This is a genomic window from Shewanella sp. NFH-SH190041 (genome assembly GCF_024363255.1).
Lineage (GTDB): Bacteria > Pseudomonadota > Gammaproteobacteria > Enterobacterales > Shewanellaceae > Shewanella.
In genome coordinates this window covers 3298284-3310566 of the sequence record NZ_AP026070.1, presented here as the reverse complement: position 1 = coordinate 3310566, position 12283 = coordinate 3298284, and the positions used below count along the sequence as shown (strand labels likewise).

Below are 12283 nucleotides of genomic sequence, written 5' to 3'. Positions count from 1 at the left end.
GAGTGGCCGTAATGGTTGTGGCATGGGGAATATCGATACTGGATGAGCAAATCAGCTTCAAAGTATGGCGGGCATTGAGTAAGACGTTATTTCATGAAGCGCTTAATTAGCTGTTTTGCAATAAAACTGCAACAATTATGCAGCAGACTTGATTGTGCTTAGTAATCAAGTCCGAATGGATAATGTCGAAAGGATGAAATGATGGCTCTGTATAACAATGCTCTGCTGCTCTCCCTCTGTTGTCTGGCACCCTTATCGGCCAGTGCCAATGATGCGCTGACTGTCTATGGCAAACTGAATTTGTCCTTGCAGGTCAATAAGATGCAAGGTGAATCAGAGACGCTGGTCAAAAGTAACTCTTCACGCTTAGGGGTAAAAGGACAGATGGCGGTGAATGATCAACTGACGGCCTTTTATACCGTGGAATATGAAGTGGATACCGACAGTGCCGTGAAAGAGAATTTTAAGGCGCGTAATCAGTTTGTCGGTTTGAAAGGGGATTTCGGTGCATTGACGCTGGGGCGCAACGACACCATGTTAAAAAAGTCCCAGGGTAAGGTGGATCTCTTCAGCGATCTGGACGGCGATCTGAAGCAGCTGTTTAAAGGCGATAACCGTATGGCACAGACCGTCAGCTATCAGACGCCGAAACTGGGCGGCCTATCTCTGGGGCTCACTTATATTGCTAAGGGGGACAGCGGCCAGTCCTATGAAACCCAAGTCGGGGAAACATTAATAGAGAAAAGCACTGATGGGGTTAGCATCGGTGCCCGTTATGGTGATACAAAATTGAAATCCTCTTCTCTATATGCCGCATTAGCCTATGACGCCAAGGTTAAGGGGTATGATATTTTGCGCGCTTCTTTGCAGGGGCGCATTGCCGATATCACCCTTGGCGGTATGTTTCAGCAGCAGGAGAAAATTGATTCAGGCTTGCAGCGCCGTGGTTACTTGCTGAGTGCAGCATACCCGCTCTTTGCCGTAAAATTAAAAACCCAGTATCAGCATATGGATGATAAGGGCTCATCTTGGTCTGTCGGTGCTGATTACCAAGCTGCTAAGGCAACCAAGGTATATACCTTTTATACCCAGCGGGATCCCGATGGCCTCAGCAAGCCAGACCGCTTTTTGGGGATTGGCCTATCTCAGCGTTTTTAATTGCTTCCCATTTTGTATGCTTTACTCACGCCCGCAGAGCAATATGCCTGCGGGCGTTGTTGTATTTATGGTTTGAGCTGTCTCACAGCGGTAAAACGAGGCGCTCAAACATTGCCAGTTATCCGCTTGAAGCCGTTACCAAGGGCAGATACATTAAGAGGCGGTTGTGGTATCAGAACATGATCATAATTCTGTAATAATTCGGCTGAATAATGGCCGACGTGCCCCTTCATTGACAGAAACAGAAGCACTATGAGCCCAAGGATACTGATAGTTGAAGATGAGTCCGCCATTCGGGAAATGTTGAGCCTGATGTTGGCGCAGCAGGGATTTAATGTCAGCGAGGCCGGAGATGTTGCCGAGGCTAAAGTGGTTGTTAGTGAGCCTTACCCGGATTTAATCTTGCTTGATTGGATGTTGCCCGGCGGCAGTGGCATCGGCTTGGCAAAACATTTTCGTCAACATGAGCTGACCCGGCATATTCCTTTGATTATGCTCACCGCCCGGGGCGAAGAGGAAGATAAGGTGCGAGCCCTAGATGTGGGGGCTGATGATTACATCACTAAGCCTTTTTCTAATAAAGAGTTGATCGCCCGGATTAAAGCGGTATTGCGGCGCAGCGCCCCCACGTCATCCCAAGATCGTATCGATGTGCAGGGGTTGGTGTTGGACCCCACCAGTCATCGAGTCAGTGTGAATGACACCGCCCTGGAGATGGGGCCGACGGAGTTTCGGTTACTGCATTTTTTTATGACCCACCCGGAACGGGTCTACAGCCGTGAGCAACTGCTGGATAATGTCTGGGGCACCAATGTCTATGTGGAAGATCGCACCGTGGATGTGCATATCCGCCGCCTGCGCAAGGCCATGGCGGCGACCGCCCATGATCGCCTGATCCAGACGGTGCGCGGAGCCGGTTATCGTTTTTCTGCCCGGGGATAAGCCACTGAACTGCGTGATGGAAATGTGCCACCATGTTTAATAATTATTCCGGCTCCCGGTTGTGGTTACCCGTGGCTGTCTACGCGCTGGCGGTGCTTGTGCTGGGGTGGCTGCTGGATCAACTCTTGCCGTGTTTGTTGGCCGGGACGCTATTTTTGCTGGGCTGGCATTACCGTCAGTTGCAAAGACTGCTGCATTGGTTATGGCATGATCGACGTCTGACGCCGCCTCAAAGCCGGGGCAGTTGGGAAGGGGTTTTTAACGGTGTTTACCGGCTGCAGCAAAAAAAACGTCGTAAAGTTAATCAGCTCAGAGAGTTAATTAGTCGGTTTCGGCAGGGTGCAGAAGCCTTGCCCGACGCTGCAGTGGTACTTGATGAGCACTATGCCATTTTTTGGTGTAATTCCTTAGCCCAACGTTTATTGGGGCTCTCTTGGCCTAAGGATAAAGGCCAGCGGTTGGATAATTTGATCCGCCACCCGGACTTTGCCCGTTATTTGCACCGGGCAAGTTTCACTGAGCCATTAGAACTGGCATCTCCTATTTCCCCGACTCAACGTTTAGAACTGCGGCTGATGCCTTATGGCGAGCGTCAGCTACTGTTGATTGCCCGTGATATCAGCAGATTGCGGCAGTTAGAGCAAACGCGCAAACACTTTGTTGCCAATGTCTCCCATGAGCTGAAAACCCCATTAACTGTGCTGCAGGGCTATTTGGAAATGTTGCAAGACAGTGATGCTCTGGCTGTGGACGTCGGGCCAGAGGTTGTCGCTCGGCAAAGGGCGCTGCAATTGATGCAACAACAGACAGACCGCATGCAGGCCATGGTAGAGCAGTTACTGATACTGTCGCGGATTGAAGATGCGCCGGAGGGAAGTTGGCAGGAAGTGGTGGATATGGATGATATGCTAACTGTGCTGGCGCAGGATGCTAAGTTACTGGCGGATGGTCATCAGCTTACTTTTGATGTGGCCGCGGGCGTGGCGCTCTATGGTAATAGTGCCCAACTGCGCAGTGCTTGTATGAATTTGATTGCTAATGCGCTGCGTTATACCCCGGCCGGTGGACAGGTTCATATTACTTGGCAGCGGGAAAATGGCGGTGCTCGCTTCAGTGTCCGGGATAGTGGCATTGGTATTGCCCCGCAGCATATCCCTCATTTGACTGAACGTTTTTACCGGGTCGATAGTGCCCGTTCACGCCAGACGGGTGGCAGTGGCTTAGGATTAGCGATCGTAAAGCATGCTTTGCAGCACCACCATTGCCAATTGGAGATCAGTAGCCGCTTGGATCATGGCAGCTGTTTTAGTTTTGTTATCCCACCGCACCTGTTGGTCACGCCTGCCCATCACTGAGCTGCTGCCGTTATATGGCGGCATATAAGCCGCTCGCGACAGTTGGCTATTTAGCGTTAAATAGCATTGTTGCCTTGCGATTCGCTCTGCTTCCTGATACTTAATACTTTGCAGTGAAACGGCTAAACCGCTTTTCGAATCGGTTTTATAAGCCTTATTTTAAAGATTTTGTCTTAAGCTATCGCCTCAAGTCTTATTTTCTAATCTTATTCTTCCGTCTTTATTGGCAGATATTTCGTGTCAATTCCCATTGGCTTAAGGCGATTGTCATGCCTCTGTCATATAGCCGCCATATGCTGATCATCGTGCCGGTGCGTACTGTGCCGGTTACCGCACCACATTGTGTGTTTTCCCGGTTTTGTGCCGGGGCGCTGAAGAGTACAGCGGGAATTGCGACCCGCTTAGGCTTGAACAGTTAACGCAGGGAATAACAGGGAGATGATGATGAAATTGACTCAGATTGTAGGGGCGCTGTCCCTGACTGCCGGGTTGGGCATCGCCAGTTGGGCTTATGCTGGCTCGGCGGATGCGCTGCCGGATTACCATAAAACTGCAGGTGTTTCCGGCAATTTATCTTCAGTGGGCTCTGATACCCTGGCCAATATGATGACCCTCTGGGCAGAGGAATTTAAGCATTTGTACCCCAACGTCAATATTCAGATCCAGGCGGCAGGTTCTTCCACCGCGCCACCGGCATTGACCGAAGGCACGGCGCAGTTTGGCCCGATGAGCCGGAAAATGAAAACCGGAGAAATCGAAGCGTTTGAAAAACACTATGGTTACCGGCCCACAGCCATTTGGGTAGCTATCGATGCCTTAGCTGTATTTGTGCATAAGGATAATCCCATTAGCGGGCTTACACTGGCTCAAGTGGATGGTATTTTTTCTTCAACCCATAAATGCGGCGACTCTAATATCAACCGTTGGGGTGGTGTCGGGCTCAGTGGCAATTGGGCCGGTCGGGATATTCAGCTTTATGGCCGCAATTCGGTGTCAGGCACCTATGGCTATTTTAAGAAAAAAGCCTTGTGCAAAGGGGACTTTAAAAACAATGTCAATGAGCAGCCCGGCAGTGCCTCTGTGGTGCAGTCTGTATCCCATTCCCTCAATGCCATTGGTTATTCTGGCATCGGATATCAGACTGCTGGCGTGAAGGCGGTGGCGCTGTCACGCCATGATGGAAAATTCGTGCCGGCCACGGCAGCGAATGCGGCCAATGGCAGCTACCCGTTATCTCGTTATTTGTATGTCTATGTTAATAAGCATCCCAACCGGCCATTAACGCCTATGGTGCGAGAATTTATTCGCTTTATGCTGTCCGCTCAGGGGCAGGCGATAGTGGCTAAAGATGGCTATGTTCCACTGCCTGCTAGGGTAGCTGATAAAGAATTGCAAAAATTGGCGCTGGCACCCTAAATTCATCTGTCACTTACTTGCCCCGCCAGGGGCTTTTTTTATAGCGAAATCCCTAGGGTCTGTTGACGTTTGCTGTTCATTTCTCACTCAGCAATACATCGGTAGCCACATAAGCATGAATGCCAGCGATACCATACTGGCATAATTCCGTTCCAACTTATCATAACGGCTTGAAATAGCACGATAATGCTTAATCCTAGCAAAGGCATTTTCCACCAAATGACGATACCTATATAAGCACCAATCCATTGTATCCTTACCAATATCTTGCCCGTAATTACGCCTAGCTATCACAGTTTTTCCTCCTTTGCGTTGAACAAAAACGCGGAAAGATTCACTGTCATATCCTTTATCGCATACAATAGTATCTATCTCCCCCAGTTGTTCTACGAGACTTTCTGCAAGAACAATGTCATTTCGCTGACCTTCTGATAAATCAAAACAAATGGGCAAACCTCCGCTATCGACAGCTAAGTGGATTTTTGTTGTATTCCCACCTCTGCTTTTACCTATTTGCTCAGAGAAATTTGTAGCAGCGCCTGTGCTGTGCTGATGTGCACGAATAATTGAGCCATCGAGGAACACCCATTCGAAGTCTGCCATTTTTGCTAACTGACTGAAAAGATGATTTAAAATACCTTTTTTAGACCAAAGGTTAAATCGTCTATATACTGAGCTCCATTCACCAAATCCCGGAGGTAAATCTCGCCAAGGGATCCCCGTTCTCATACGGAAAAGTATCCCTTCAAAGGTCATTCTATGTTCAGATTTATTGTAGATACGACCAGTACTTTTCATTATCTGTAGTAGCAGTTCCCATCTTATGTCAGTTAATATTGTTCTCGGCATGCTTTGGGGTTGTGGTTTGTTTTTGGCGAAAGAGATTATAACCCCTCTGCATGTTGCTCAAAAATCATCCTCGAAACGTCAACACGCCCTAGGGTCTGTTGACGTTTCATGATTAAATTTTGTTCGAGATAAAAGCGTTTTAATCGCGGCGAGTGGTTTGCCACCTAGTTATGCTAAGCAAGAACCGCTCAACAAAGAGTAAAACGCTTTTAGCCGAACCCTGCGGGCAGCGTTTGAGGCTCCTTTCTACGGCGTTATCGGCTTATCAGGTAGCGCAACTACCTATCAAAGCCTCTGCCTTGTATAAAGAACCCTCAAATCGCTGCAAAAACAAACTTGAAAGGTCAACAGACCCTAGGGGCTGTTGACCTTTCGTGATTAAATTTTGTTCGAGATAAAAGCGTTTTAATCGCGGCGAGTGGTTTGTCGCCTAGTATGCTAAGCAAGAACCGCTCAACAAAGAGTAAAACGCTTTTAGCCGAACCCTGCGGGCAGCGTTTGAGGCTCCTTTCTACTGCGTTATTGGCTTATCAGGTAGCGCAACTACCAATCAAAGCCTCTGCCTTGTATAAAGCATCCTCAAATCGCTGCAAAAACAAACTTGAAACGTCAACAGACCCTAGTGATTGAAATGGTAATCGTAGGACTTAGCGATCAGTTATCGAAAGGATGACTAGGGCAACAAGGAATACGACAGTGACAGGATAAAAAAAAGCGGCCAGAAAGTCGGGCCGCTTGGTTCCAATTCTGGAAGGCAAGGATGGTTGCGCTAGAAACCATCTTTTAAGGGAGGTTGATGAACGATGAAACACATTAACAATGATTCGGTTCATATATTCAGACCGGGGTGCTTAGGGATGGTTCCCTATAAGGGTAAAAAAAATCGCAATAATTGTATTTAAGTAAAAAGCACTGCTAATGCGATGATTTTTAGTGAGTTATTTTTCTTTTTAACTATCTGTGCTGGTGATGATGCTGGCGGTTAGCTTGGATTAGGCTGAGGGATAATGGGCTTTGTGACTGGTGAGGGAGATAGATGGCTGTTTTTGCACGTTTTGTGCTGCAGGCATAAAAAAAGCAACCACCATGTTGTGGTTGCCTGGAGATCAAGTTCGATCAAGGGGACTGCGCTAGAAGTCCCAGGGAGAATGATGAACGTGAGAAGTAAATTCCTGTGTTCATAATCTTTGAGCTTATCGCTGTCAGTAAGTTCCAACTGCGATGAAAAATTTTTTCAATAATTTAAATATAGTAGGTAAATCATAGAGTTCAAATTTTAATTTACAGTAATGTCAAAATGATTTGGCGCAGTTTATCTGGGGTATCTTGGGGGGCAAAGCGTTTAATCACATTGCCCTGGCGGTCTACTAAAAACTTGGTAAAGTTCCACTTTATTGCCTCACTGCCCAGCAGCCCGGGGGCTTGGTGCTTGAGGTAACGGTACAATGGTGCTGCATCTGTACCGTTTACGGCTATTTTGGCAAACAGGGGAAAAGTGACGCCGAAATTCAGTTGGCAAAAACTGGCAATAGCAGCGTTATCTTTGGGTTCCTGTTTAGCAAATTGGTTGCAGGGAAAGCCCAGTACCATCAGCCCTTGAAGACCAAATTCTTGATACAAGGCTTCTAGCCCAGCATATTGAGGGGTAAAGCCGCATTGGCTGGCAGTATTGACTATCAGCAGTACCTTCCCGGCATAGTCTGCCATCTTGACCTGTTGTCCTTGAATGTCGGTTACCTCAAACTGATACAGTGTCTCCATACCATGCTCCTTGTTTTGCCTGCAATAAAATACCGGTCAGCAGGATGTTGAATTTTTCTCCTTGCTGTCAGGCTGCCAGTATGACAAAAATATCTCATTGAAGTGTGGTGTCGCAGGCAACTTTTATCACTAAAACTGCTATGATGCGCGCCCGACAGATATTCATCTATGAAGTTACAGTGTCATGACAGATTTATCCTCTTCTTTTACCTATTTGGTTACCCGGGAGCCGGCCTATCTGAAGGCTGCCGCCAATTTGGTTGATACCCGGGATGATAATGCCCATCCGCTGAATCATGAGTCTTTTTTCCGTTCCCGCTCTGTGGTGGTCGCTTTGACTAAAGAAGGCGGAATGGTCGGTTGCGCCGCCATTAAAGAAGGTGAGGGCGACATGGCTGAAATGGGCTACCTGATGGTATCTCCGGCATATCGCCGCCGGGGTATTGCCCAGCGTCTTACCCGCGAGCGTGTTAGCGTTGCTAAACAGGACGGTATTAAAATGCTGTGGGCGACTGTGCGGGATGAGAACACCGCCAGTAAGGCAAATTTGCTGAAAAATGGCTGGCATTTTTGGCATAACTATCTCAGTGTCCGTGGCACAGGGAATGTTGTGGGTTGGTATTATCTGCCCATTGAAGATGGGTTGGATATTGATGCCAGAATGCAGTCGCTGGTGGGTGATCGCGTTCGGGTAGATTGACGCCAAATAAAGCATTTGCAGTAGTAACCGGTCACTTTTCAGAGGCTTTCGGGTATCATGCCGCTTTTAGAACATGAAGAGCAGAGGTTTTCATGAGTCAATTATTGCGGGCAGGCGCCATGGCGGCCGTCAGCCTGATGGTATCTGCGACCGCCGCAGCCGATGAACTGGACTTAGGCGTCAACGATAATGTGGTTTCTACTTCGCTGACTAGCCAGATAGGCGATCACGTTAACGGTTCTCTTGGATATATTTTTTCCGATGACCGTGGTCATCTAGCACAGGTAGGTGCATCAATGACCCATGACGCGGGTGTGCATCACCTGGAGTTCGGTGCGAATCTGGGGCATTTGTGGGCAAATCATCTACCTGACGCTGCCTTTATCAGTCTGGGCGGCAAATATGGTTTAGATCTGGGCTCACATCTGTCATTCCATGCCGATGCTTATTACACCCCGAAGGTATTGGCTTTCAGCCATCTTGACGGGCATTACCAGTTGGGCAGTACGATTCAGTATGATCTGACCCCGCAGATGGGTTTCTACGCGGGTTATCGTTATATTCGTTTTGAGTATGATGGTGGGGTCGATCGGACCTTTGACTCCGGTTTTTATGTTGGCATGAAAGCCCGTTTCTAAGCGGTTTTTAGGTCAGATAAATCACAAAAGCAGGCGCTATGCCTGCTTTTTTGTATCCATGTATTCGCGGTCGGTTAGCGCCATTTGCTGTTTTGATAATCTAACTCAGTAGTATCATCAAAAAAGCGGCGTTTGGCATCACGACGGCGCTGTTTGACTTTTTTGGTTTTGGCTTTGCGGGAAGGCTCTTCCCATTCATCAAAGTGTTGACTGTGTGACATGGTGATTTCCGTGTGTGTCGGGATTGGCACAACGGCATTTTTGCCCTTGCTCGCCAGATCTGGAAAGCAAATAATTTTTACCCCCGAGGGCAAATTTATTTGTATCACTATGTATCATGTGCTTTGGTAGATAAAGCGGCTGTTTAATGCCTTTATCTGGCGCTTTCTCCGCTGTTTTTTTACCCTTCCAGTTAAATCGACTCAGCCATATTTTTCATATTCTCCCTTAAGGTTAAGCTGTGCTGATGTGCTGATGTGCTGATGTGCTGATGTGCTGATGTGCTGATGTGCTGATGTGCTGATGTGCTGATGTGCTGATGTGCTGATGTCACCGTTTCGTCGACAGAGAATAGTAAGCCATATTTTGCCGACAAATTGGGTGGGGATAAAAACGCCCCGCTTGGGATCAGGCGGGGCGATATCGCAAGGTTTGCTGATGATGATGCTACCAGCTTGTGTTTAAACTTTACTTACGGCGCATTTTGCTGACAAACATACCATCACTGTCAGCATCCTGCGGCCAGACTGTCAGGTGCTGACACTCCTGTCCGGTAAATGGATGACGTATGGTCACGGCTTCAAATTCAGGATGCGCGGCCAAAAAGGCATCGACTACGGCACCATTTTCCGCCTCAGCCAATGAACAGGTGGCATAAACCAAGTCACCACCGGATTTAACGGCCTGACTGGCCCGACTAAGAATATCCAGCTGCAGCGCCGGCTTATCGGTTACAGCACTGGCATCATCCAGCCAGCGCATATCCGGATTACGCCGCCAAGTGCCGGTGCAGGAGCAGGGCGCATCAACTAACACAGCATCAAATGCTTGGGCGGCTACAGGCAGATCATCTGATTGCCAAAGGGCGGTGCGAATATGCTTGATGCCTGCCCGCTTGGCCCGCTTGACTAGCTCAGTCAGTGCTTGGGGACGGATATCTGATGCGGTGATATCACCCTTATCTTCCATCAAACTGCTAAGTTGCAGACTTTTCCCGCCCGCGCCGGCACAGCAGTCCCACCAGGTCTGCCCCGGTTGTGGTTGGCAAATTTGGCCGATGACCTGAGAGGCCAAATCCTGAATTTCCAGTTTGCCTTGCTGATACAGCTTAACCTCATTGAGGTTCATGCTTTTATGTCCCAGAGACAGTGCATCTTTAAAGGCTGGTGCTGGGCTGGCATCGATGCCAAGGGCTTGCAGTTCTGCAAGGGCTTTTTCACGAGAGATCCCTTGCACTCGCGCCCAGATAGGCGGCCGGGTACTGAGCACTTGAGCCAGTGCCGCCGTGTCATCACAGTGACAATGCTGCCAAAACCACTGGGGGGCTAATTGTGCCAGTGTTACCTGCAGCGTGGGGAAGCATTGGTTAAAGGCGTGTTGTGCACTCAAGCCATCCATTTCAGTGGCTTGGCGCTGTTCAGTTGTTGGTGTTAAGCCACTGAGTTCTTGCCAGGCCGCAATAATATCCTGCCATTGGTGCCGCTCTATATGTCCTGCAGTGGCCAGCATGGCCAGCCATGGCTGTGGATTGGCTGTTTGCTGAATTTGCTGCAGCCATCCCCACCAACGGAACAGGGCAAACAGGGTTTCCCGCAGTAAGCGACGGTCTTTAGAACCATGCTTTTTATGTTCGCGAAAATAATTGGCCAGGGTGCGATCTGCCGGCATACCTGAATTGAAAATATCACTGACCAGTTGGTGCAATGTGCTGGCGTAACTCAGCGCCCGCTTCTGCGCTGGGCTGGAGACACTGAGGGTGCCGGCATCAAATCCGGCGGTGAAAGAGTGCGATTTTGCCATGAAAATTGCCTGAATAAACCGGCACTCAAGCCGGAAATGAAAATGGCGCGCAGTGTATCAGAGAACGGCGGTAAAGTTGAGTCAGCGGGTGACTATCCGGCGGATTTCCTCAGCTTGCTGCTCAGCGGAGAGCGTCGAAGCTGGCGGAACATTTAACGCCCGTTGGCAGGCCGGGCGCTGGGCTATCGCTTCCATCCAACGTTGCAGATGAGTCAGCCCATCGATGCTGATACCGCTCCAGTCATGGATCCTTGCCCACGGCCAGCAAGCCATATCGGCAATGGTATAGTCCGTACCGGCTAAATAAGGGTGTTGGGCCAGGCGGGTATTGAGGACTTCCAGTAACCGTCGGCCTTCTTGTTGGTAACGGGTGATGGCTTGGGGAATTTTTTCCGGGAAATAGCGATAGAACACATTCGCCTGGCCCATCATAGGTCCCAGCCCACCCATCTGGAACATTAACCACTGCAGGGTGATCGAACGGGCGTTTGGCTCTGCAGGCAGAAACTGACCGGTTTTTTCCGCCAGATAAATTAAGATGGCTCCGGACTCAAATACCGCAAAATTCTGATTATCCCGGTCGACAATGGCCGGAATACGGCCATTTGGATTAATGGCAAGAAAATCGGGCTGTTTTTGTTCATTCGCCATCAGGTCAAGGGCGTGCAGTTGATAAGTCAAAGCCATTTCTTCTAGTGCAATTGCGACCTTATAGCCATTGGGCGTCGCGGCAGAATAAAAGTCTATCATCTTGCTCTCCTGCTAATTTGGGCGTTTTTCGGCATTGTTACCGTTCAGTTAAATTAAGTGCGGCAGTTGTAATCGGCACAGAGAACGGCTCTTCGTACTGTAAAGCAGCAGACCGCGACAGAGTCACATTTGTGACATGCAGCCTGAGATAGTCGTAAAAATATCTATTTAATCAGCTGGTTATTGGTATCGCTCAGTTTTTCATATGTTAAATATATATTGTGTCAGCCATGGTGATGCTGGGGCTGAATAGACCAATATGCAACATTTCACTGTTACCTTTCGTTGCATTGGTTAATCGTTCGATAGCATTTTTTTCACTTCACCAGTAATTAGCAGTGAAAGCATGCTTCAGACTTAATTTTCACTATTTCTTTAAGAGTATTTGATCTACATCACACAGTTAATGTGATCAGTGTCACATTAACTGGCTTTGCTAATGTAAGTTTTTTGTACACCTGCTATCCGCTGGATGGGCTGAACAGTGTCGTGAGTAAAACGAATGCTGTTATATATTCAGCGATTGGCCGGAGAATATTGTGGAGAAATAACATAAAAAAACCAATTTAAAACTTGCTATTAACATTTTGGGGCTGATGTAAATTTTCTGCAGTTTGACCTGGCACACAGGGTTTTCCCAGTATGAGTTGCCGAGCCGGTATCAGGGATGTCGGTATCACGATTCAGCACACAGA

The 12283-nt window shown here is 48.4% G+C and carries 12 protein-coding genes; 7 read left to right on the top strand and 5 right to left on the bottom strand.

Going from position 1 to position 12283, the window contains the following annotated elements; translation table 11 throughout:
• Window positions 1-198: 198 nt before the first annotated feature.
• The 5 genes from NFHSH190041_RS14715 (at window position 199) to NFHSH190041_RS14695 (ending at window position 4871) form a co-directional block, all read left to right on the top strand.
• Window positions 199-1158 carry a porin gene (locus tag NFHSH190041_RS14715; protein ID WP_261922516.1) on the top strand — a complete coding sequence of 320 codons (960 nt, stop codon included), beginning with the start codon at window positions 199-201 and terminating at the stop codon, window positions 1156-1158.
• A 252-nt stretch (window positions 1159-1410) separates the two neighbouring features.
• Window positions 1411-2100 (top strand): phosphate regulon transcriptional regulator PhoB, encoded by a 690-nt coding sequence (gene phoB, locus NFHSH190041_RS14710; protein WP_261922515.1) that lies wholly within the window; start codon window positions 1411-1413, stop codon window positions 2098-2100.
• Window positions 2101-2132: 32 nt separating this feature from the next.
• Window positions 2133-3455, top strand: a complete 1323-nt coding sequence (gene phoR / locus NFHSH190041_RS14705) for a phosphate regulon sensor histidine kinase PhoR (protein WP_261922514.1) — start codon at window positions 2133-2135, stop codon at window positions 3453-3455.
• Between the two features lie 269 nt (window positions 3456-3724).
• On the top strand, window positions 3725-3874 hold the full coding sequence (locus tag NFHSH190041_RS14700) for a hypothetical protein (protein ID WP_261922513.1): 150 nt from the start codon (window positions 3725-3727) through the stop codon (window positions 3872-3874).
• A 25-nt stretch (window positions 3875-3899) separates the two neighbouring features.
• Entirely contained in the window at window positions 3900-4871 is a 972-nt protein-coding gene (locus NFHSH190041_RS14695) for a PstS family phosphate ABC transporter substrate-binding protein (RefSeq protein ID WP_261925142.1), read from the top strand.
• Between the two features lie 87 nt (window positions 4872-4958).
• On the opposite strand, the gene NFHSH190041_RS14690 is transcribed toward NFHSH190041_RS14695, so the two are convergent.
• Together NFHSH190041_RS14690 and NFHSH190041_RS14675 are read right to left on the bottom strand one after the other, a co-directional pair.
• Window positions 4959-5720, bottom strand: coding sequence for an IS5 family transposase (locus NFHSH190041_RS14690; protein ID WP_261922116.1), 762 nt, complete (start codon window positions 5718-5720; stop codon window positions 4959-4961).
• Between the two features lie 1281 nt (window positions 5721-7001).
• Complete coding sequence (locus NFHSH190041_RS14675) at window positions 7002-7481, bottom strand: glutathione peroxidase (RefSeq protein ID WP_261922510.1); 480 nt, start codon at window positions 7479-7481, stop codon at window positions 7002-7004.
• A 184-nt stretch (window positions 7482-7665) separates the two neighbouring features.
• On the opposite strand from NFHSH190041_RS14675, the gene NFHSH190041_RS14670 reads away from it, so the two are divergent.
• Together NFHSH190041_RS14670 and NFHSH190041_RS14665 are read left to right on the top strand one after the other, a co-directional pair.
• Window positions 7666-8181 carry a GNAT family N-acetyltransferase gene (locus NFHSH190041_RS14670; protein ID WP_261922509.1) on the top strand — a complete coding sequence of 172 codons (516 nt, stop codon included), beginning with the start codon at window positions 7666-7668 and terminating at the stop codon, window positions 8179-8181.
• Between the two features lie 92 nt (window positions 8182-8273).
• A complete protein-coding gene (locus tag NFHSH190041_RS14665) occupies window positions 8274-8819 on the top strand; it encodes a YfaZ family protein (protein ID WP_261922508.1) in 546 nt (181 codons plus the stop codon).
• A 74-nt stretch (window positions 8820-8893) separates the two neighbouring features.
• Here NFHSH190041_RS14665 and NFHSH190041_RS14660 read toward each other — a convergent pair whose 3' ends face one another.
• The 3 genes from NFHSH190041_RS14660 to NFHSH190041_RS14650 all read right to left on the bottom strand — a co-directional run bounded on the left by NFHSH190041_RS14660 (window position 8894) and on the right by NFHSH190041_RS14650 (window position 11588).
• Window positions 8894-9040 (bottom strand): small highly charged protein, encoded by a 147-nt coding sequence (locus NFHSH190041_RS14660; RefSeq protein ID WP_261922507.1) that lies wholly within the window; start codon window positions 9038-9040, stop codon window positions 8894-8896.
• A gap of 466 nt (window positions 9041-9506) precedes the next feature.
• Window positions 9507-10838: an RsmB/NOP family class I SAM-dependent RNA methyltransferase gene (locus NFHSH190041_RS14655; protein WP_261922506.1), complete on the bottom strand. Its 1332-nt coding sequence runs from the start codon at window positions 10836-10838 to the stop codon at window positions 9507-9509.
• 81 nt (window positions 10839-10919) lie between these two features.
• Entirely contained in the window at window positions 10920-11588 is a 669-nt protein-coding gene (locus tag NFHSH190041_RS14650; RefSeq protein ID WP_261922505.1) for a glutathione binding-like protein, read from the bottom strand.
• Window positions 11589-12283: the final 695 nt, after the last annotated feature.

What these genes read in the sequence shown, in the direction of transcription:
- NFHSH190041_RS14715 (WP_261922516.1), top strand. Translation starts at nt 199, where the DNA reads ATGATGGCTCTGTATAACAATGCTCTGCTGCTCTCCCTCTGTTGTCTG.
- phoB (WP_261922515.1), top strand. Translation starts at nt 1,411, where the DNA reads ATGAGCCCAAGGATACTGATAGTTGAAGATGAGTCCGCCATTCGGGAA.
- phoR (WP_261922514.1), top strand. Translation starts at nt 2,133, where the DNA reads ATGTTTAATAATTATTCCGGCTCCCGGTTGTGGTTACCCGTGGCTGTC.
- NFHSH190041_RS14700 (WP_261922513.1), top strand. Translation starts at nt 3,725, where the DNA reads ATGCCTCTGTCATATAGCCGCCATATGCTGATCATCGTGCCGGTGCGT.
- NFHSH190041_RS14695 (WP_261925142.1), top strand. Translation starts at nt 3,900, where the DNA reads ATGAAATTGACTCAGATTGTAGGGGCGCTGTCCCTGACTGCCGGGTTG.
- NFHSH190041_RS14690 (WP_261922116.1), bottom strand. Translation starts at nt 5,720, where the DNA reads ATGCCGAGAACAATATTAACTGACATAAGATGGGAACTGCTACTACAG.
- NFHSH190041_RS14675 (WP_261922510.1), bottom strand. Translation starts at nt 7,481, where the DNA reads ATGGAGACACTGTATCAGTTTGAGGTAACCGACATTCAAGGACAACAG.
- NFHSH190041_RS14670 (WP_261922509.1), top strand. Translation starts at nt 7,666, where the DNA reads ATGACAGATTTATCCTCTTCTTTTACCTATTTGGTTACCCGGGAGCCG.
- NFHSH190041_RS14665 (WP_261922508.1), top strand. Translation starts at nt 8,274, where the DNA reads ATGAGTCAATTATTGCGGGCAGGCGCCATGGCGGCCGTCAGCCTGATG.
- NFHSH190041_RS14660 (WP_261922507.1), bottom strand. Translation starts at nt 9,040, where the DNA reads ATGTCACACAGTCAACACTTTGATGAATGGGAAGAGCCTTCCCGCAAA.
- NFHSH190041_RS14655 (WP_261922506.1), bottom strand. Translation starts at nt 10,838, where the DNA reads ATGGCAAAATCGCACTCTTTCACCGCCGGATTTGATGCCGGCACCCTC.
- NFHSH190041_RS14650 (WP_261922505.1), bottom strand. Translation starts at nt 11,588, where the DNA reads ATGATAGACTTTTATTCTGCCGCGACGCCCAATGGCTATAAGGTCGCA.